Raw genomic sequence first — 20,225 nt, forward strand, 5'->3', positions numbered from 1 at the left:
CGGGCCGGTCAGGCCAGCAGCTGCCGCACCGGCCCGATCACGTCCTCGCCGAAGCGGGCGATGCCCTCCAGCTTCTGCTCCAGCGGCGCCTGCTGGCCGCAGTAGTACATCCACGGCATCGTCATGCACATGGTGACGCCGCCACGCGCGGCGCGGGCGAAGTCCTCGGGCGCCACCGCGTCGGTCAGCGCGGGCAGCACCTCGAACGGCTCATCCGGGTCGCGCCCCGCCTCCGCGCGGCACGCCCGCAGGCGTGCGGCGATGGCCACGGCGTCGTCGACGGTCGCCATGTCGCCCACCCACCCGTCGTGCCGGGCGGCGCGCCGGAACGCCACGTCGGAGAGGCCGCCCACCCACACCGGGATCGGCCCGGGCGGCTCGGGCCGCATCACCAGGCGCTCGCAGGAGTAGAACTCGCCGGCGAACTCGGTCCACCCGGGCCGCCACAGCTCCTTCATCAGATCCAGCGCCTCGTCGGTACGGCGCCCGCGCGTGGTGAAGTCCTGCTCCAGCAGCTCGAACTCCTCACGGCACCAGCCGACGCCGACGCCCAGGGCGACCCGCCCGCCGGACAGCGCGGCGGCGGTACCCACCGCCTTGGCCACCACGAACGGGTTGCGCATCGCCGCCACGTAGATGGAGGTGAAGAACTCCAGCCGGGTGGTCACCTGCGCCAGCGCACCCACGGTCACCCACGGGTCGGGCCAGTCGACGTCGGTCTGCCACCGCCGCTCGCCGGTGGCGGTGTAGGGGTACGGCGTGCGGATCGTCTCCAGGTCCACGACGTGGTCGGCGAGGCTGAACGCGCGGAAGCCGGCCGCCTCCGCCGCGCGCGCCAGCGGCACCAGGTCGTCGATCGGCTGGTAGGCGGTGACCATGGCGAAGTCCACGCCGCCACCCTAGGCGGAAAGGTAGAACGCGTTCTACTGTGCCACGGTGCCCACCACCTCCGCGTTCCCGCACCTGCTGGCCCCCGGGCGGATCGGCGCCATGGAGCTGCGCAACCGGATCGTCATGTCCCCGATGGAGACGATGTACGGCACGCCCGAGGGCCTGCCCTCGGACCGCACCGTCGCCCACTTCGCCACCCGCGCCGCGGGCGGGGTCGGCCTGGTCACCGTCGGGGCCACCGGCATCGACCCGCTGCACCCCGAGACGCCCGGCGGCCTGCAGATCGGCACCGACGACGCGGTGCCGGCGCACCGGCGACTGGTCGAGGCGGTGCACGCCGCGGGCGCCCGGATCCAGCCGCAGCTCGTGCACGCCGGCCCCGACGGCCTCGGCCCCGAGCTGCACGGGGTCACCTCGCTCGGCCCGTCGGTCATCCCGTCCTACCTGACCGGACGGCCCAGTGCCGAGGCCACCAAGGAGCAGGTGGCCGCGATCCTCGACCAGTTCCGGGCCGCCGCCGCCCGCGTCCGCGAGGCGGGGTACGACGGCCTGGAGCTGCACGCCGCACACGGCTACATGTTCCTCGGCTCCTTCCTGGCCCCGCAGCGCAACCGGCGGGGCGACCGCTACCGCGGCACCTCCGTCGAGGGCCGGATCCGGGTGGTGCTCGAGGCGCTGGCGGCGATCCGGGCCGAGGTCGGTGCCGACTTCCCCGTGACCCTGCGGATCTCCGGGTACGAGCGGGTCGCCGCCGGCCGGCCGATCCACGACACCGCGACCATCGCGCCGCTGCTGGTCGAGGCCGGGGTCGACGCCTTCCACGTCAGCGGCGGCGTCATCGACCGGCTGGTGACCGGGATGGTGAACGCCGCCGACGCCGGCGACGGCCTCAACGTGGGTGCCGCCGCCGCGGTGCGGGAGGTGGTGGACGTGCCGGTGATCGCGGTCGGGCGGCTGCACCACCCGGCGCTCGCGGAGCAGGTGCTGGCCGACGGGCGGGCGGACTTCGTGGCGATGGGCCGGCCGCTGCTGGCCGACCCCCTGCTGCCGGCGAAGCTGGCCGCCGGTGAGCCCGAGCGGGTCCGGCTGTGCATCTCGTGCGAGAACTGCATCGACACCCTCGAGGAGAAGCTGGCCACCGAGTGTGCGGTGAACCCGTTCACCGGCCACGAGACCGAGCTCGTGATCGGTCCGACCGAGGTCCGCCGCCGGGTGGTCGTGGTGGGCGGAGGACCCGCCGGGATGGAGGCCGCCCGGCTCGCGGCGGGGCGGGGCCACGACGTGGTGCTGCTCGAGCGGTCCGACCGGCTGGGCGGCGCACTGGTCGACGCGAGCACCGTGCACCCCGAGAACGGCTCCTACCTGCGCTGGATCTGCGCGGAGCTGGAGCGTGCGCCGGTCGAGGTGCGGCTCGGCGTCACGGCGACGACCGACCTGGTCGCCTCGCTGCGTCCTGACGCGGTCGTGGTCGCCACCGGCGGCCGGGCGGTCGCTGCCGCGATCGAGGGCGACCACCTGCCGCACGTGGTGCGGGCGCTCGACCCGGCCGTCGTGCCGGACGGACGGCGGGTGGCGGTGCTCGGCTCCCGGCTCGCCGCCGTCGAGCTGGCCGAGCTGCTCGCCCGGCAGGGCCGCCTCGTCAGCGTCCTCACCGACGCACCGGAGATCGCCCCGGAGTTCGGGCTCAAGCGGCGCACCGAGCACATGGACCGGCTCGACCGCCTCGGTGTCACCGTGCACGTCGGCACCACGGTCGAGCGGATCACGCCCGCCGGCGTGGTGCACGTCCCGGCGAACGCCCGCCGCCCGCGCGAGCTGCCGGCCGACGCGGTGGTGGTCGCCGGCGACGTCGTCGCGGACCTCGCGCTGCACGCGTCGCTCGCCGCGCGGCTGCCGGAGGCCGCCGTACACGCGATCGGGGACGCGAGCGGGCTGGCCCTGATCCGAGGGGCCACCCGGCAGGCGGCGGAGGTCGCCGCCGGGCTCTGAGTCAGCCCTTCTTGCGGCTCAGGAACGCGGTCATCGCCTCGCGGGCCGCGTCGCTGCCGAAGAGCCGGGCGCTGAGCTCGACGAGCTCCTCGCCCCGCGCGTCGATGCCATCCACGAGGTCGGCATTGACCAGCCGCTTGGTCTCCCGCAGGCCCTGCGCCGCCCCGGTGGCGAGCTGTCCGACGACCTCCTCGACGGCCGCGTCGAGCCGGTCTGCCGGCACCGCCCGCGTCACCAGCCCGTACGACGCCGCCTCGGCGCCGGTGAAGACCTCCCCGCCGAGCGCGGTCAGCGCCGCCGCCCGCGAGGTCATCCGCGGCAGCACGGTCAGCGAGATCACCGCCGGCGTCAGGCCGAGCTTGACCTCGGTCAGCGCGAAGGTCGCGTCCTCGGCGACCACGGCGACGTCGGAGGCCGCCACGATGCCGATCCCACCGGCGCGCGCGGCTCCCTCGACGACCGTCACCACCGGCTTGGCCAGGGTCAGGATCTGCCGCTGCAGCGCGACGATCGCCCGCGCGCCCTCGTGCATCGGGACGGTCGCGGCCTCGGAGAGGTCGGCACCGGAGCAGAACACCCGGCCCGAGGACCTCAGCACGACCACGAGGACGTCGTCGCGGCCGTCCACGTCGGCGAGGCGACCGATCAGCTCGGTGACCAGCTGCCGGGAGAGGGCGTTGCGGTTGTGCGGGGAGTCGAGGGTGATCGTGGCGACCGCGCCGTCGACGTCGAGGTGGACCAGCTCGGCCGGTGCGGTGCTCTCGGGGCTCTCGGTGCTCTCAGGGCTCTCGGGGCTCTCGGGGCTCTCGGGCATGCGCGTCATCCTGCCGCACGCCGACCGCGACCCATCCGGACGTCCGCCCGCGACGAACCACCGGCATGAGGACACGACTCGCCTGGGCCGGCTACGGCGTGCTCGCGACGCTCGTCGGCATCGGCCTGGCCCACGCGGTGGCCGCGCTGGTCGACCCGGCCTCGTCGCCGGTGCTCGCCGTCGGCTCGGCCGTCATCGACCTCACCCCCACCCCGGCGAAGGAGTGGGCGATCCGGACCTTCGGCAGCGCCGACAAGGTCGTCCTGGTCGGCTCCGTGCTGGCCGGGGTGGTCGTGCTTGCCGCGGTCGCGGGGCTGCTCGCCCGCCGGCGCCTGGCCCTGGGCGTCGGCCTCCTGCTCGCGCTGGTCGCGGTCGCGGCCACGGCCGTGATGACCCGATCGGCGGCCACCATCGTCGACGTCGTGCCCAGCGTGGTGGCCGCCGCCGCGGCCGTCGCCTCCCTCGTCCTGCTGGCCCACAGGCAGGAGCACGCCGCGTCCGCTGGGGGGCGGCGCGGCGTGCTCCTCGCCGTCGGCGGGCTCGGCCTCGCCGCGCTCGCCGGCGGCATCTCCGGCCGGATCATCTCCGGCCTCCGGCTCCGCCCCGAGGACGTCGCGCTGCCCGCCCCGGCGGACCCGGCACCACCGCTGCCCCGCGGCCTCGACGCACAGGTGCCGGGGATCACCCCGTTCCGGACGCCGACCGCGGACTTCTACCGCGTCGACACCCGGCTGGACACCCCGATCGTGGGCGCCGACGACTGGACGCTCACCATCGACGGCGACGTCGACCGCGAGGTGACGCTGACCTTCGACGAGCTGCTCGACCTGCCGATGATCGAGCGCGACATCACCCTCACCTGCGTGTCCAACAGCGTCGGCGGCCCCTACGTGGGCGCTGCCCGCTGGCTCGGCGTACGGCTGACCGACGTGCTGGACCTCGCCGGGGTCGGCTCCCGCGCCGACCAGATCCTGTCCACCGACTTCGCCGGCATGACGATCAGCACGCCGCTCGACCTCGCCACCGACGGACGCGACGCGATGATCGTCGTGGGGATGAACGGCCAGCCGCTCCCCCGCGAGCACGGCTTCCCGGTGCGGATGGTGATCCCCGGGCTGTACGGGTTCATCAGCGCCACCAAGTGGCTGACCCGCCTCACCCTCACCACCTACGCCGAGCAGACCGCCTACTGGACCGAGCGGGACTGGGCCACCCGTGCCCCGATCAAGATCTCCTCCCGGATCGACACGCCCAAGGCGCTCGCGAGCCTCGACGCCGGTGACGTGGTCGTCGGCGGGGTGGCCTGGGCGCAGGAGCGCGGCGGGATCGCGAAGGTCCAGGTCCGCATCGACGGCGGCGCGTGGCAGGACGCCAACCTCGGGCCCGACGGCGGCGACGACTACTGGCGGCAGTGGTTCTACCGCTGGTCCGCGGAGCCCGGGTCCCACCGGCTCGCCGTGCGGGCGGTGTCCGGCGACGGCGAGCCGCAGACCGCCGTACGCAGCGAGCCGTTCCCCGACGGCGCCAGCGGGCTCCACGAGCTGCTCGTCGACGTGGCCTGAGCCCGGCGCCTCTTCTTCGCGATTTTCCTCACCGGCGACCCATCCGTCGCCGCCGGCACGACGAATCACCACCGACAGTCCCCACCAACGAAAGGCACGACCATGAAGCTCAGCCAGTTCCACCGCAACGTGGGCATCGCCACCGCCGCGCTCGCGATGTCCGTCTCCCTCGCCGCCTGCAGCGAGGACGAGGGCAGCGACGGCAGCATGGGGTCCGACGACACCACCTCGGAGGCCGCGGCCGCCGAGGGTGCGGGCGCCCAGACGTTCGGTGAGGGCTGCTCCTCGATCCCGACCGACGGTGCCGGCTCGTTCGACGGCATGGTGAAGGACCCCGTGGCGACCGCGGCCAGCAACAACCCGCTGCTCAGCACCCTGGTCACCGCGGTCACCTCGATCGACGGGCTCGCCGACACGCTCAACGGCGCGGAGGCGCTGACCGTCTTCGCCCCGACCAACGACGCGTTCGCCGAGATCCCCGAGGAGGACCTCAACGCCATGGTCATGGAGGGCAAGGAGAAGGGCCAGGACAGCACGCTCTACAAGGTCCTCGCCCACCACGTGGTCGGCGAGAACGCCGAGGCCGACGAGATCGCCGGTGAGCACGAGACGCTCGCGGGCGACACGCTGACCGTCGACGGGGACGCCGAGTCGGGCATGACGGTCTCCGACGGCACCGTCACCGCCACCGTGCTGTGCGGCAACATCCCCACCGCCAACGCCACCGTGTACGTGATCGACAAGGTGCTGACCGGCGTCCAGTGACGCCATTCGCCACGAGCACCGATCACGCGGGAGGATCAGACCCATGGATCCGGCGCAGCACGACCCGGCCGGCGTCCCCCACCCGGGGGCGCCGGCCGGCGCCGACCTCGCCGAGCTGCTGAACCGCTCGGCACGCGGCGACCAGGCCGCCTTCGCCCAGCTCTACGACGCCACCGCCGCCCGGGTCCACGGGTTGGTCGTCCGCGTGGTGCGCGACCCGGCGCAGGCCGAGGAGGTCACCCAGGAGGCCTTCCTCGAGGTGTGGCGGACCGCCAGCCGGTACGACGCCGCCCGGGGCAGCGCCCTCGCCTGGCTGATGACCCTGGCCCACCGCAAGGCCGTCGACCGGGTCCGCAGCGCCGAGGCGGCGGCCCGCCGGGACACGACGTACCACCAGGCCAACCAGAGCGTCGACCACGACGCGACCGCCGACGCGGCGCACGCCTCGCTCGAGGCCCGTCGGGTGCGGACCGCCGTGGCGCAGCTGACCGACGTCCAGCGCGAGGCCATCGAGCTGGCGTACTTCGGCGGCTACACCCACACCGAGGTGGCCGGCCTCCTCGACCTGCCGTTGGGAACGGCGAAGACCAGGATCCGCGACGGGCTGATCCGCCTGCGCGACACGATCGGAGTAGGACGATGACCGATCCACGAGCCCCGGAAGGGCGCGAGGACATGCATGCGCTGTCCGGCGCGTACGCCGTGGATGCGCTCGACCCCGCTGAGCGCGAGCGCTTCGAGGCGCACCTCCAGCAGTGCGCCGAGTGCCGCGAGGAGGTGGACAGCCTGCGCGAGGCCGCGGCGACGCTCGGGTCCGACGACGCGGTGGAGCCGCCGTCGTCCGTGCGCGACGCGGTGCTCTCCGGCATCACCACCATCCGGCCGCTGCCGCCGCTTCCTCCACAGCGTCCCGACCCGCCGGCCTCGCCCGCCTCTCCCGCCTCCCCGGAGGGGCCGGGCGCGCCGGAGGACGCTCCGGACGACCCGCTCCCCGCGGCCCAGCGACCCGACGACCTCGCCTCACGGCGCCGCCGCCGGTTCGACGTACGACGCATGCCGCTGCTCGTGGCCGCCGCGGCCGTCGTGGTCGCACTCGCCGGCGGGGTGGTCTGGGAGACCGTCTCCGACGACCAGCAGGCGCCCACGCCGACCGTGGCCGAGCAGGTGCTGGCCGCCGACGACGCGCAGCGCATCCCCAAGCGCTTCCCCGACGGCGCGGAGGCGGTGGTGGTGGTGTCCCGCTCGCTCGGTCGCGCGGTGATCCAGACCGAGGAGATGCCGCCGGCGCCGGACGGCAAGGACTACCAGCTGTGGCTGCAGACGCCCGCCGGCGAGATGCAGGACGCGGGCGTGATGCCCAACAGCCGCGACACCACCAAGCTGCTGGAGGGTGACGCCTCCCGGGCCACCGGCGTCGGGATCACCGTCGAACCCGACGGCGGCTCCCCGCAGCCGACCAGCGAGCCGATCGCGTTCTTCCCGCTGGAGGCGTGAGGCTTCACCGCAGGTTCACCCCCTCGCCCTAGGCTGCGCCGCATGCCCTCCGACGCGATCACCGGCGACGAGCTCGATCCCGCGACGCAGGAGCCGCCCGCGGCCGACCCGGCTGGGTCGGTGGCTGGGTCGGTGACTGGGTCGGCAGCTGGGCCGGCGGCTGGTGCCGTCGCGGGGCAGGACGCGGGGCAGGAGCTGCTGCGGCTGGCGTCGGCCGACAACTTCCGCGACGTGGCGGGGCCCGGCTACGCCACGGCCGACGGCGGCCGGCTGCGCACCGGGGTGTTCTACCGCTCCAACGACCTGCGGCTCACCGACGCCGACCACGGCCTCCTTCAGGAGATCGGGCTGCGGGCGATCCTCGACCTCCGCTCGGAGACCGAGATCGCGCTGCACCCCGACCCGGAGGTGCCCGGCGCCACCCCGCTGCACTTCGACGCGATCGGGATCCCGATGGAGCAGGTCGCCGGGCTGGGGTCCCGCGAGGAGGCGGTCGCGCTGATGGAGGAGGTGTACCGCGCCTTCGTGACCCACCCGCGGTCACGGGCCGCCTTCGGCGCCGTACTCCGGCAGCTGGCGGAGGGAGGGCCGCAGCTGTTCCACTGCTCCGCGGGCAAGGACCGCACCGGCTGGGTGGCCGCGCTGCTGCTCCACGTCGCGGGCGTCGACGACCCCACCATCGAGAGCGACTACCTGCTGACCAACGCCAGCTCCGCGGCCAGCCGCGCCCGCACCGAGGCCGAGATCGCCCGCGGCCTCGGCCCCGACCGGGTCGCCGTCTTCGAGCCCGTCCTCGTCGCCGACACCGCCTACCTCGACGCCGCCCACGCCGCCGTCGCCGAGCACTACGGCGACCGCGCGACGTACCTCCGCGACGGCCTGGGCCTCGACGACGGCGTGCTCGGGCGGCTGCGGGGGCTGTTGCGGGGGGCGGCGGCGGCCGGGGCTGGCATGTAACTCGGTGTTACGGACCACTGCCACGGTCTTGTGACGCGTCAGGAGACCGTGGTGGATGCCCGACCACCGTGGTGGACGACCGAACACCGAGTTACATGACCGCTCGGTCCGGCGAGGCGGCGGCTGGCATGTAACTCGGTGTTACGGACCACTGCCACGGTCTTATGACGCGTCAGGAGACCGTGGTGGATGCCCGACCACCGTGGTGGAGGACCGAACACCGAGTTACATGACCGCTCGGTCCGGCCACCCACCCACTCACACCGACGGCGGCAGCGTCCCCTCGTCGGGCGGCGTCGGGTGGCCCGGCGAGGGCGCGGGCCGGGGCGGCAGGATGGGCAGGGGTACGCCGTGCGCCGGGGTGTGCTGCTTGATCACCTGCTCCGTGCGCGGGTCGAGCACGATCTCGTGGCTGTCGCCGTCGCGGCCGTCGAAGCGGACGGCGACGGTCTGGAAGCCCTTGTGGCGCTGCATCTGTGCATACATGGCGTAGGCCCGGCGGTCGGCCTCGGTGAGGTCGACGGCGTCGGTGAAGGGGGTCAGCAGCGCGCGCGGCCACAGCCGGCGCGCGATCACCACGTTGACCTCGATGCCGAGGACCCCCATCACCGCGCCGATGTAGAGCAGGCCCATCAGCCCGAGGACCAGGCCGAAGGTCTGGGTCATGTCGTTGCGCTGGGTGCTCGCGAGCACGTTGGTGACGTAGATCGTGCCGACGTACTGCAGCAGCTGCCACAGCACCGCGATGGTGAACCCGCCCGGCGCGGCCCGGACGACGTTGTGCTTGATGGCGCGGGCCGCCGCCATCCGCAGCAGGACCGTCATCACGCCGCCCAGCAGCAGCACGGTCAGCAGCCGGACCAGCCACGGGAACCAGGCGTAGTCCGACATCGCGCCGATCAGCTGGGTGCTGGTCAGCACCGCGGAGCCGACCGAGATGGTGAGGATCGCCGAGCCGGCGACGATCAGGATGGCCAGGCTGTTGACCCGGGTCATCACCGGGTGCGGCCGGCTGTTGCGTGGGACGGCCCACGCCGCCGACTGCACGTTCTGCAGGGCGAGGCCGAGCCCGAGCGCGCCGTAGAGGGCCGCGAGGCCACCCGCGATGATCCCGCCGGCGGAGCCGCGCAGGCCCTCCGGCCGGCCGAGCTGGTCGCCGATGATGGGGAACTGGGCGAGCGCCGAGTCGAGCACCGAGTCCTGCAGCTGCGGCCGGCCCTCGAGGATGAAGCCGAGGATCGACGTCCCGAGCAGCAGCAGCGGGAAGATCGCGACGAACGCGTAGAAGGTCAGGATCGCCGCGAGGTAGTTGCCCTGGTCGTCGAAGAACTTGTAGAGCACGGCCAGGGGGAAGCCCGCGACGGGATGCTTCCGCTGCCCACGGTCAGCGGCTCCGACGACTCCCACGGGCGCAACCTACCTCCGCGAGCGCCTCGGCCCGCGCATCAGGCGGGGTCGGGCTCCACGGGCGGGTCCGCAGTCCCGTCGTCGGCGACGCCCCGCTCGCGCCGCTTCTGCTCCTCGTGCCGGCGGCGCTGCTCCTCCGCCCGCTCGCGCACCTTGCGCAGGAACTCCTCGTCCCGCTCGGGGTCGGCGGCGGCGAACCGGCCGCGGCGCTCGTACTCCGGGAACCCGGGCGCGGCGCCCTGCTCCCGGGCGAGCGGCCGGTCGGCCACCGGGCGGCCGGCGACCAGCCACGCGAGCGACCCGACCAGGGGGAAGAACAGCACCAGGAGCAGCCAGATCGTCTTGCCGAGGTGACGCACGCCGTCCTCGCGGGCGGTGATGACGTCGACCAGGCAGTACAGCCAGAGCACGAGCACCAGCAGCGCCGGGAGGAACCTGATCATGCGCCGGATTCTGCACCCGCGGCCCGCCGCCCGCTGGGAAAACGCCGAGGCGCCCCCAGCGGACCGCGGCCGCCCGCCTCCGCGGCCGCCCGTGCCGCCCGCGCCGCCCGCGCCGCCCGCGCCGATCGAGGGCCTCAGTACGACTTGGGCAGCCCCAGCGAGTGCATCGCCACGAAGTTGAGGATCATCTCCCGGCTCACCGGGGCGATCCGGCCCAGCCGCGCGGCGACGAGCAGGTTGCCCAGGCCGTACTCCTGCGTCAGCCCGTTGCCGCCGTGGGTGTGTACGGCGACGTCGGTGGCGTTGCAGGCGACCTCGCCGCCGGCGTACTTGGCCATGTTGGCGTACTCGCCCGCGCCGAAGTCGTCGCCGGCGTCGTACATCGCGGCGGCCTTCTGCCACAGCAGGCGGGCCTGCTCGAGCTCGATCTTGACCTTCGCCAGCGGGTGCGCGATGCCCTGGTGGGCGCCGATCGGCTGCTCCTTCCACACCGCCCGCTCCTTGGCGTAGCCGACGGCCTTGTCGAGGGCGTAGCGGGCCATGCCGCACGACATCGCGCCGCCCATGATCCGCTCGGGGTTGAGGCCGGCGAAGAGCTGCCAGAGGCCGCCGTCCTCGTCACCGACGAGGGCGTCGGCCGGGAGCCGCACGTCGTCGAGGAAGAGGGTGAACTGCTTCTCCGGCGCCTGCCACGACATCGGGATCGGCTGCTTGGTGAACCCCTCCACGTCGGTCGGCATCACGAACAGCGCCGGCTTGAGCTTGCCGGTCTTGGCGTCGGCGGTGCGGGCGACGATCAGCACCGACTGCGCCTCGTCGACCCCGGAGATGAAGGTCTTCTGGCCGTTGAGCACCCAGGTGTCGCCGTCGCGGGTCGCGGTGGTGGTGATCTGGTGGGAGTTGGACCCGGCGTCGGCCTCGGTGATGCCGAAGGCCATCAGGTGGCTGCCGTCGGCGATGCCCGGCAGCCAGCGCTGCTTCTGCTCCTCGGTGCCGCAGCGGCTGATGATCGAGCCGCAGATGGCCGGGCTGACCACCATCATCAGCAGCGGCGCGCCGGCGGCGGCGGCCTCCTCCAGCACGGCGGCCAGGTCGGACATCCCGCCGCCACCACCGCCGTGCTCCTCGGGCAGGTTGACGCCGAGGAAGCCGCTGCGGCCCATCTCGAGCCACATCTCGGTCATCTTGCCGCCCTCGCGGGCCTGCTTCTCGACGTACTCGCGGCCGTACTTCGACGCGAGCTTCTTCACGGCCTCCCGCAGCGCCACGCGCTCCTCGGGCTCGCTGAACAGGACGGTCATGCGCTCTCTCCTTCGGCTGCTGCGTCGGCGGGACCTGCGTCGCCGGCCGGCTCGACGACGGCGAGCACGGTGCCCGCCTCGACCTGCTGCCCGGCGGCTGCGGACAGCTCGGTGACGGTGCCGGAGTACGGCGCCGCGATGGTGTGCTGCATCTTCATGGCCTCCATCACCAGGATGGGCTGGCCCTCCTCGACGGAGTCGCCGACCGCCGCCCGGACGGTGATCACGCTGCCCGGCATCGGCGCCAGCAGCGACCCCTCCGCCACCTGGCTGGCGGGGTCGACGAAGCGTGGCTTGCGGCGGAGGGCGACGTGGCCGAGGCCGGACTCGACGTCGACGCGCTCGGGGTCGGCGGGGTCGGTGCGGACGGTGAGGGTGCGCGCCACGCCACCGACCTCGAGCGTCACCGCGTCCGGTCCCGCGGACGTCACCACGACGTCGTCGCGGCCGGCCAAGGTGAACTTGCGGCCGCCGTACCAGCGCACCTCGTGCTCCCGCTCCCCGGCCACGAACGTGGTGACCTGTGGCTGGGAGACGACGTTGCGCCACCCGGCCGGGATCCGCTGCTGCACCGGGCCGGCGAGCCGGGCCTGCTCGGCGAGCGCCACGGCGGCGGCGAAGGCGGAGAGCTCCAGCGTCTCCGGCCCGCCCGGCGCGGCGGCGAGCTGCGCGAGGTCGGCGGTGTCGAGCCAGGTGGTGTGCATCCGCGCCTCGGTGAACACCGGGTCGCGGAGCAGGTTGAGCAGCAGGTCGCGGTTGGTGACCAGGCCGTGCAGCTGGGCCCGGGCGAGCGCGCCGGCGAGCTGGCGCGCGGCCTGCTCGCGGGTCGGCGCGTGCACGATCACCTTGGCGATCATCGCGTCGTAGAAGGTGCCGATCTCGTCGCCGCCGCCCACGCCGGAGTCGAGCCGGACGCCGTACCCGACGGCGCCGTCGGCCCGTCCGAACTCGTTCACCACGCCCGGCACGGCGAACCGCGAGATCCGGCCGCTCTGCGGCTGGTAGTCGTGCAGCGGGTCCTCGGCGTAGAGGCGGACCTCGATCGCGTGGCCGCGCGGAGCGCTTCTCGCCACGTCGACGGTCCGGCCCTCGGCGACGGCGATCTGCAGCGCGACCAGGTCGACGCCGTACACCGCCTCGGTGACGGGGTGCTCGACCTGGAGCCGGGTGTTCATCTCCAGGAAGTAGAAGCGGTCCTTGGCCGGGTCGTAGAGGAACTCGACGGTGCCCGCACCGCGGTAGTCGATCGCCTCGGCCGCGGCCCTCGCCGCGGTGTGCAGCGCGTCGCGGGTCCCCTCCGGCAGGCTCGGTGCGGGCGCCTCCTCGATCACCTTCTGGTGGCGGCGCTGCACCGAGCAGTCCCGCTCGCCCAGCACCAGGGCGCCGTCGGTGGTGCCGAGCACCTGGACCTCGATGTGGCGGCCGTTCTCGACGTAGGGCTCGACGAAGACGGTGCCGTCGCCGAAGGCCGACTCCGCCTCGGACTGCGCCGCCTCGACCTCGCCGGCGAGGCGGCCGAGGTCGCGGACGATCCGCATCCCGCGCCCGCCGCCGCCCGCGCTGGCCTTGACCAGCAGCGGCAGGTCGTCGGCGGTCGCGGTGTCCGGGGACAGGTTGCCCAGCACGGGCACCCCCGCGGCCTCCATCAGCAACTTGCTCTCGATCTTGGAGCCCATCCGCTCGATGGAGTCCGGCGCCGGACCGACCCAGACGAGCCCAGCGTCGGCGACGGCCCGCGCGAACTCCGCGTTCTCGGACAGGAAGCCGTAGCCGGGGTGGATGGCGTCGGCGCCGGCCCTGCGGGCCGCGTCGATGACGAGGTCGCCGCGCAGGTAGGTCTCCGTCGGGCTGTTGCCCGGCAGGCGTACGGCGGCGTCGGCCTCCCGGACGAACGGCATGCCGGCGTCGACGTCGGAGTGCACGGCGACCGTCTCGATGCCGAGGTCGCGGCAGGTGCGGAACACGCGCCGGGCGATCTCGCCGCGGTTGGCGACGAGGAGGCGGGTGATGGTCATGAGGTGGTTCCCCTCGGTGTGGCTGGTGGGTTGCGGCGCGGGACGGGCCGCGTCACATCCGGAAGACGCCGAAGTTCATGGCGCCCTCGATCGGCTGGTTGTCGATGACGGAGAGGCAGATGCCCAGCACCGTGCGGGTGTCGCGCGGGTCGATGACGCCGTCGTCGTAGACCATGCCGGACAGGAAGTAGGGCAGCGACTGCTCCTCGACCATCCCCTCGACCATCTCGCGCACGCCCTTGAAGCCCTCGGCGTCGAAGACCTCGCCCTTCTTCTCCGCCGACTCGCGGGCGACGATCTCGAGCACGCCCGCCAGCTGCTGGGGCCCCATCACCGCCGACTTCGCCGACGGCCAGGTGAACAGGAACCGCGGGTCGTAGGCGCGGCCGTTCATGCCGTAGTTGCCCGCGCCGTACGACGCGCCCATGATCACCGTCAGGTGCGGCACCTTCGAGTTGGAGACGGCGTTGATCATCATCGCGCCGTGCTTGATGATGCCGCCCTGCTCGTACTCCGCACCGACCATGTAGCCCGTCGTGTTGTGCAGGAACAGCAGGGGCGTGTCCTTCTGGTTGGCCAGCTGGATGAACTGCGCCGCCTTCTGCGCCTCCTCGCTCATCAGCACGCCGCGGGCGTTGGCGATGATGCCGATCTCGTGGCCGTGCAGCCGTGCCCAGCCCACGCACAGGGCGGAGCCGTAGAGCGGCTTGAACTCGTCGAACGCGACGGCGTTGCCGGCCGAGGTGCCGTCGACGATCCGCAGGATCGCCTCCCGCGGGTCGAACGGCTCCTTGAGGTCGGTGGGGATCAGGTCGAGCAGGTCGTCGGGGTCGAGGTCCGGCTCGGCGTAGTCCAGCACCGGGGCCGCGCCGCGCTTGCGCCAGTTCAGCCGCGCCACGACGCGGCGGGCGATCCGGATCGCGTCGTGCTCGTCGACGGCGAGGAAGTCCGAGGAGCCGGAGACCCGCGAGTGCATCTCCGCGCCGCCGAGGGTCTCGTCGTCGGACTCCTCGCCGGTGGCCATCTTCACCAGCGGCGGGCCGGCGAGGAACACCTTGGCCTGCTCCTTGACCATGACCACGTAGTCGCTCATGCCGGGGACGTAGGCGCCGCCGGCCGTGGAGTTGCCGAAGACGACCGAGACGGTGGGCTGCTTGCGCGCCGACGCCCGGGTCAGGTCGCGGAAGCCCCGGCCGCCGGGGATGAAGATCTCCTTCTGCGTGGGCAGGTCCGCGCCGGCCGACTCGGTGAGGTTGATCGACGGCAGCCCGTTCTTCTCCGCGATCTCCGCGGCACGGAAGGTCTTCTTCAGCGACCAGGGGTTGAGGGCGCCGCCCTTCACCGTCGGGTCGTTGGCGACGATCATGCACTCGACGCCCTCGACGACGCCGATGCCGGTGACGACGCTGGCGCCGACCGCGAAGTCGCTGCCCCAGCCCGCCAGCGGCATCAGCTCGAGGAAGGCGGAGCCCTCGTCGACGAGGAGCTCGATCCGCTCGCGGGCCGTGAGCTTGCCGCGCTCGCGGTGGCGGGCGACGTACTTCCCGCCAGCCTCCACCGCCTTCAGCTGCTCGGCGTGGAGGTCCGCGATCTTGGCGAGCATGGCCTCCCTGCGGCCCGGTGCCTCGGTCGCTGCGCCGTCCTCGGCCTCGTGGGTCCTTGCGGTCATGACTCGACCACCGCCTTCATCCTCTCCAGGGTCGTGCGCATGCCGCGCTCGTTGGTCCGTGCGCGCAGCCGGCCCAGCAGCAGCCAGTAGCCGCGGATGTACCAGGCCGGCGTCAGCCGGAAGTACTCCGTGACGGTCGTCCCGCCACGGTCCCCAGGGCCCGGCTCGAGCCGGTAGCCCCACGTGTTGATCGGCTTGTCGTCGAGCCCGACACCGAACTCGAAGACCCGCTCCGGCTCGCACCGGGTGACGGTGCACGGCGTCCAGTAGACGGGGCCGACGCCGTTGCGCTTCACGTGGCCCTTGAACCGCGCGCCGACCGCCGGGCCGGTCGCTCCGTGGGTCCACCGCGCCTCGAAGGTCTCCGGGGAGAACTCGCCGATCCGGGTGACGTCGCTGACCAGCGCCCACACCTTCTCCGGCGGCGCGTCCATCCACACCGCCACCTCGCCGCCGAGCGGCTTGACCAGACCCATCGGTGCCTCCTCAGGCGTAGCCCAGCAGCTTCGCGGCGAGGTCGGTGAGCACCTCGGTCGCGCCGCCGCCGATCGGGAGCAGCCGGGCGTCGCGGTAGTGCCGCTCCACCTCGGTGCCGTGCATGTAGCCGGTGCCGCCGAACAGCTGCACCGCCTCGTTGCTGACGTCGACCGCCGTCTCCACCGCCGTCTGCTTCGCCAGGCACGCCTCGGCGATCACCATCTCGCCGGCGACGTGCCGGGCCGCCACCTCGAGGGTGTAGGTGCGCGCCACCTCCACCTGCCGGTGCATCTCGACGAGCTTGGCCCGCACCACCTGGTTGCGGACCAGCGGCTTGCCGAAGGTCTCGCGGTCGCGGCAGTACTCCGCGGCGAGGGCCAGGCAGCGCTTGGCGTGGCCGTAGCCCATCAGCGCGAGGAAGATCCGCTCGACCACGAACTGCTGGGCGATGTAGGCGAAGGCCGCGTCCTGCTCGCCGACCAGGTTCTCGACCGGGACCCGCACGTCGACGTACGACAGCTCGGCGGTGTCGGAGCAGTGCCAGCCCATCTTGCGCAGGCCCCGGGTGACGGTGAACCCGGGCGTGCCCTTGTCGACCACGATGAGCGAGATGCCGCCGTGGCCCTCACCGCCGGTGCGGCAGGCGGTGACGACGAAGTCGCCGCGCACGGCGGAGGTGATGAAGGTCTTCGCGCCGTTGAGAACGAAGTGCTCGGCCCCGTCGCTGCCGCGGACGCGCTCCGCGCGGGTGGTGATGCCGGCGACGTCGGAGCCCCCGCCCGGCTCGGTGATCGCGAGGCTCCCGATCATCTCGCCGGCCAGGGTGGGTCGCACGTAGCGGTCGACCAGGTACGGCGACCCGTTGGCGATCATGTGCGGCACGGAGATGCCGTGGGTGAACAGCGACGCCATCAGCCCGCCGGACGCCCCCGCCTCCATGAACCCCTCCTGCAGGGCGCACGCGTCGAGCAGGTCGCCGCCGTCGCCGCCGACCTCCTCGGGATAGCCCACGGAGAGCAGGCCCGCCTTCGCCGCCGCCTCGGTGAGGCTGCGCGGCAGCTCGCCGGCGTCCTCCCACTCCTGCAGGCTCGGCACGATCTCGCGACGGGTGAACTCCGCCGCCGACTCCTTGAGCGCGAGGCGCTCCTCGTTCCACCGCATCCTGCTCCTCCTAGACCAGGTCTTCCTGGATGTGCACGATCCGGCTGCGCAGCCACTCGCCCAGGCCCTTGGCCTGCGGGTCGAACCGGGTGGAAGCCGCGACGCCGTCACCCAGCAGGCCGTGGATCACCACGTTCACCGCGCCCAGGTTGGGCAGCAGGTAGACGTCCACGTCGAGCTCCTTGGCCTCCGGCACCAGCTCGCGGACCTTGCGCGGGCTCATCAGCTTGGCCAGCCACTGCACGCGGGCCTCGTAGCGCGGCGAGCCGTCGCGCTGCACCCAGAGCCCGATGTTGGCGTCGCCGCCCTTGTCGCCGGAGCGGGCGTGGACGAAGGTGCCCAGCGGCATCCGTCGGGTGATCGTGTCGGCCGGTGCCGGGTAGGGCGAAGGACGGCGGCCGAGGTCGGGGTCGAGCTCGTCGGGAGCGACCTGCTCGACGAGCTCGGTCGGGTCGGCAACCACCTCGCGGGTCCCGTCGTGGTGGACGACCGTGTGCTCGACGGCCGACCGGTCGACGTACTCGGGCCGGTAGATGCCGAACGGCGACGGCTTCTGCGGCGGCGTGGTCATCGTGAACCCCGGGTACGACGCCAGCGCGAGCTCGACCGCGGGGCCGGTGAACGGCTTGCCGAGCGGACCGGCCTCCGGGTCCTTGCCGATGCAGCGCAGCAGGACCGAGGCACCCTCCTCGGTGTCGGCGTCGCCGGTGCGCGCCGGGGTCTGGGTCCAGGTGATCTCCTGGGCGGTGAAGGCGCCGTCGAGCTGGGCGCGCAGCCAGTCGGCCTTGGCGTCGACGTCGAGCCCGGTGAGCACGAACTCCATCTGGTTGCGGTAGCCGCCGAGGGTGTTCACGGCGACCTTGAGCCGCTCCGGCGGCGGTGCGCCGGTGACCCCGCCGATCTCGACGCGGTCGCGCCCGGCGTCGCGGAGCCGGACCGTGTCGAGCCGCACGGTGACGTCGGGGTTGAGGTAGCGGGTGCTCTGGATCTCGTACAGCAGCTGGGCGGTGACGGTGTCGAGGTTGACCGCGCCGCCGGTGCCGTCGTGCTTGGTGATCACGCTGCTGCCGTCGACCGCGACCTCGGCGATCGGGAAGCCGAGCGGCCGGTCCATCGGGTGGCCGGAGCGGAACAGCTCGCGGAAGCCCGAGAAGTTGCCGCCGGTGGCCTGGGTGCCGCACTCGATGACGTGGCCGGCGACCACCGCGCCGGCGAGCTGGTCGAGGTCGGTGGCCGTCCAGCCGTGGTGGGCGATGGCGGGGCCGACCACGACCGAGGCGTCGGTGACCCGGCCGGTGACCACCACGTCGGCGCCGGCCGCGAGCGCCTTGGCGATGCCGAACGCGCCGAGGTAGGCGTTGGCGGTCAGCGCGCCGTCGTACAGCTCCTGCGGCCGCAGGTCGTCGCCCTCGACGTGGGCGACCCGGGCCGTCACGCCCAGCCGCTCGGCGAGCTCGCGCACCTTCGCGGCCAGGCCGGCCGGGTTGAGCCCGCCGGCGTTGCTGACGATCTTCACGCCCTTCTCCAGCGCGGTGCCGAGGGTGTCCTCGAGCTGGCGCAGGAAGGTGCGGGCGTAGCCGAGGTCGGCGTCGCGCAGCGTGTCCATGCCGAGGATCAGCATGGTCAGCTCGGCGAGGTAGTCGCCGGTGACGACGTCGACCCCGCGCCCGTCGGACGTGCCCTCGAGCTGCTCGCGCAGCGCCGAGAGCCGGTCGCCGTAGAACCCGGAGCAGTTGGCGATCCGGATCGGTTCGGTGGTCATGCGGTCCTCCTGGTGGCGCGCTCGTCGGCTCGGCTCACTGGTCCCCGTCGGCTCACTGGTCCCGGTCGGCTCACTGGGTCCCCCTCGGCTCGCGGCCGCCGCCGGCCGGCCCGGCGAAGGCCTGGGCGATGGTCAGCCACCGCTCCGCGTCCGGCCCGGTGGCGACCAGGTCGGTGTCGTCGCGGTGGATCCGCTGGGTGACCAGCTGGCAGAAGTCGTACGCGGAGCCGGTCACCGACTGCGCGGCGTCGGCGGGGCCCCAGGCCCAGCGCTCGCCGCTCGGGGCGGTCAGCTCGACGCGGAACTCCTCGGCCGGCGGCTCGAGGCCGTTCTGGGCGTAAGAGAAGTTGCGGGTCCGCACCCCCAGGTGGGCGACGTGCCGGATCCGGTCGGTGACCTCCGGGCGGACGCCGAGCGCGTCGTACACGTCGAGGGCGTGGGCCCAGGTCTCCATGAACCGGGCGGTGGCCATCGAGGTCGGCGACATCGGCGGGCCGAACCACGGCATCCTGGCGCCCTCGGGATAGGTCCGCAGCGCCTCGACCAGGGCCGCGCGCGCGGCGTCCCAGCGGGCGAGGAGCTCGGCCGGCGGCAGCTCGGCGAGCTCGTGGGCGCTCCGGTCGACGAACCCGGAGGGGTCCTCGATCGCCTTCATCACCACCTCGTCCCAGGCCTTCTTGCCCTCCTCGGCGCGCGAGCCGGCCGCGATCACGGCGACCTCGTCGGTCCAGAGCAGGTGGGCGACCTGGGTGGCGACGGTCCAGCCCTCGGCTGGCGTCGGCGTGGCCCAGCCCTTGGCGGCGGAGTCGTCGAGCTCCGCGACGATGCCGCGCAGCCGGTCTCCCTCGGCGGTGAGGTCGGCGACGACCTCGTCGAGCACGCTCATCGGATCTCCTTGTCGGGGGTCGGATGGAGGGCGGCCTCCAGGGTGCGGGACCACTGGGCGAGGATCCGGCGCCGGCGGGCGGCGTCGTCGCCGAGCGTGTTGGCCAGGCCCAGGCCGCGCACCAGGTCGAGGGTGGCCTGCACCAGCTCCCGCATGCCGGGCGCCGCCTCGTCGACGCCGAGCAGCTGCACGGTCAGCCGGTGCGTCTCGCGGCCCAGCCGCTGCTCGAGCGGGCTCACGATCGCGCGCAGCGCGGCGTCGGTGCGCGCGGCGACCCACAGTTCGAGCGCCGCGGTGAACACCGGCGACGCGAAGTGCTCGCCGAGCATCTCCACCACGGCGGCGGTGCGGTTGCGACCGCTCGGCAGCCGAGCGGCCGCCGCGGCCAGCTCGGCGCCGCGCTTCTCGGTCAGGTGGGTCACCGCCGCGACGACGAGGTCGTTCTTCGTCGGGAAGTGGTGGAGCTGGGCGCCCCGGCTCACGCCGGCGCGCTCGGAGACCAGCGTGGTCGTCGTACCGCCGAAGCCGCGCTCGACCAGCAGCTCGACCGTCGCCTCCATCAGCCGCAGCCGCATCGCGCGGGTGCGCTCCTCCTGCGAGACGCGGGCGGTAGCGGGCGTTGTCACCGGGCC

The 20,225-nt window shown here is 73.5% G+C and carries 18 protein-coding genes; 6 read left to right on the forward strand and 12 right to left on the reverse strand.

What is annotated here, in order from left to right:
• Window positions 1-8: 8 nt before the first annotated feature.
• Window positions 9-890, reverse strand: coding sequence for a TIGR03619 family F420-dependent LLM class oxidoreductase (locus ACPOLA_RS10365; RefSeq protein ID WP_435770346.1), 882 nt, complete (start codon window positions 888-890; stop codon window positions 9-11).
• Window positions 891-936: 46 nt separating this feature from the next.
• Here ACPOLA_RS10365 and ACPOLA_RS10370 point away from each other — a divergent pair, with 46 nt between their 5' ends.
• A complete protein-coding gene (locus ACPOLA_RS10370) occupies window positions 937-2,880 on the forward strand; it encodes an oxidoreductase (protein WP_435770347.1) in 1,944 nt (647 codons plus the stop codon).
• Between the two features lies 1 nt (window position 2,881).
• Here ACPOLA_RS10370 and ACPOLA_RS10375 read toward each other — a convergent pair whose 3' ends face one another.
• Window positions 2,882-3,694, reverse strand: coding sequence for an enoyl-CoA hydratase-related protein (locus ACPOLA_RS10375; protein WP_435770348.1), 813 nt, complete (start codon window positions 3,692-3,694; stop codon window positions 2,882-2,884).
• A 65-nt stretch (window positions 3,695-3,759) separates the two neighbouring features.
• Between ACPOLA_RS10375 and ACPOLA_RS10380 the strand changes: the two genes are divergently transcribed.
• The 5 genes from ACPOLA_RS10380 (at window position 3,760) to ACPOLA_RS10400 (ending at window position 8,472) form a co-directional block, all read left to right on the forward strand.
• Window positions 3,760-5,256, forward strand: a complete 1,497-nt coding sequence (locus ACPOLA_RS10380) for a molybdopterin-dependent oxidoreductase (protein WP_435770349.1) — start codon at window positions 3,760-3,762, stop codon at window positions 5,254-5,256.
• A 102-nt stretch (window positions 5,257-5,358) separates the two neighbouring features.
• A complete protein-coding gene (locus ACPOLA_RS10385) occupies window positions 5,359-6,021 on the forward strand; it encodes a fasciclin domain-containing protein (RefSeq protein ID WP_435770350.1) in 663 nt (220 codons plus the stop codon).
• 43 nt (window positions 6,022-6,064) lie between these two features.
• Window positions 6,065-6,664 (forward strand): ECF RNA polymerase sigma factor SigK, encoded by a 600-nt coding sequence (gene sigK, locus ACPOLA_RS10390; RefSeq protein WP_435770351.1) that lies wholly within the window; start codon window positions 6,065-6,067, stop codon window positions 6,662-6,664.
• The gene (locus tag ACPOLA_RS10395; protein ID WP_435770352.1) at window positions 6,661-7,515 is read left to right on the forward strand and encodes an anti-sigma factor; all 855 of its coding nucleotides are present in this window, start codon (window positions 6,661-6,663) and stop codon (window positions 7,513-7,515) included. Before sigK ends, ACPOLA_RS10395 begins: the two co-directional genes overlap by 4 nt.
• 42 nt (window positions 7,516-7,557) lie before the next feature.
• Entirely contained in the window at window positions 7,558-8,472 is a 915-nt protein-coding gene (locus ACPOLA_RS10400) for a tyrosine-protein phosphatase (protein WP_435770353.1), read from the forward strand.
• Between the two features lie 258 nt (window positions 8,473-8,730).
• Here the strand turns inward: ACPOLA_RS10400 and ACPOLA_RS10405 are convergent, their stop codons facing one another.
• From ACPOLA_RS10405 to ACPOLA_RS10450, 10 genes are all read right to left on the reverse strand, one after another.
• A complete protein-coding gene (locus ACPOLA_RS10405; protein ID WP_435770354.1) occupies window positions 8,731-9,879 on the reverse strand; it encodes a YihY/virulence factor BrkB family protein in 1,149 nt (382 codons plus the stop codon).
• A 38-nt stretch (window positions 9,880-9,917) separates the two neighbouring features.
• Window positions 9,918-10,322: a PLDc N-terminal domain-containing protein gene (locus tag ACPOLA_RS10410; protein ID WP_435770355.1), complete on the reverse strand. Its 405-nt coding sequence runs from the start codon at window positions 10,320-10,322 to the stop codon at window positions 9,918-9,920.
• Between the two features lie 134 nt (window positions 10,323-10,456).
• Window positions 10,457-11,623: an acyl-CoA dehydrogenase family protein gene (locus ACPOLA_RS10415; protein WP_435770356.1), complete on the reverse strand. Its 1,167-nt coding sequence runs from the start codon at window positions 11,621-11,623 to the stop codon at window positions 10,457-10,459.
• The gene (locus ACPOLA_RS10420) at window positions 11,620-13,638 is read right to left on the reverse strand and encodes an acetyl/propionyl/methylcrotonyl-CoA carboxylase subunit alpha (RefSeq protein ID WP_435770357.1); all 2,019 of its coding nucleotides are present in this window, start codon (window positions 13,636-13,638) and stop codon (window positions 11,620-11,622) included. Before ACPOLA_RS10420 ends, ACPOLA_RS10415 begins: the two co-directional genes overlap by 4 nt.
• 52 nt (window positions 13,639-13,690) lie before the next feature.
• Window positions 13,691-15,307 carry an acyl-CoA carboxylase subunit beta gene (locus tag ACPOLA_RS10425; RefSeq protein WP_435770358.1) on the reverse strand — a complete coding sequence of 539 codons (1,617 nt, stop codon included), beginning with the start codon at window positions 15,305-15,307 and terminating at the stop codon, window positions 13,691-13,693.
• Complete coding sequence (locus ACPOLA_RS10430) at window positions 15,304-15,783, reverse strand: SRPBCC family protein (protein ID WP_435770359.1); 480 nt, start codon at window positions 15,781-15,783, stop codon at window positions 15,304-15,306. Before ACPOLA_RS10430 ends, ACPOLA_RS10425 begins: the two co-directional genes overlap by 4 nt.
• A gap of 10 nt (window positions 15,784-15,793) precedes the next feature.
• Window positions 15,794-16,945, reverse strand: a complete 1,152-nt coding sequence (locus ACPOLA_RS10435) for an acyl-CoA dehydrogenase family protein (protein WP_435770360.1) — start codon at window positions 16,943-16,945, stop codon at window positions 15,794-15,796.
• 10 nt (window positions 16,946-16,955) lie between these two features.
• Window positions 16,956-18,707: an acyclic terpene utilization AtuA family protein gene (locus ACPOLA_RS10440; RefSeq protein ID WP_435770361.1), complete on the reverse strand. Its 1,752-nt coding sequence runs from the start codon at window positions 18,705-18,707 to the stop codon at window positions 16,956-16,958.
• Between the two features lie 70 nt (window positions 18,708-18,777).
• Window positions 18,778-19,593 (reverse strand): TIGR03084 family metal-binding protein, encoded by an 816-nt coding sequence (locus tag ACPOLA_RS10445; RefSeq protein ID WP_435770362.1) that lies wholly within the window; start codon window positions 19,591-19,593, stop codon window positions 18,778-18,780.
• Entirely contained in the window at window positions 19,590-20,219 is a 630-nt protein-coding gene (locus ACPOLA_RS10450) for a TetR/AcrR family transcriptional regulator (protein WP_435770363.1), read from the reverse strand. Before ACPOLA_RS10450 ends, ACPOLA_RS10445 begins: the two co-directional genes overlap by 4 nt.
• Between the last annotated feature and the right edge of the window lie 6 nt (window positions 20,220-20,225).

The organism is Nocardioides proteolyticus, assembly GCF_051280635.3.
Classification (GTDB): Bacteria; Actinomycetota; Actinomycetes; order Propionibacteriales; family Nocardioidaceae; genus Nocardioides.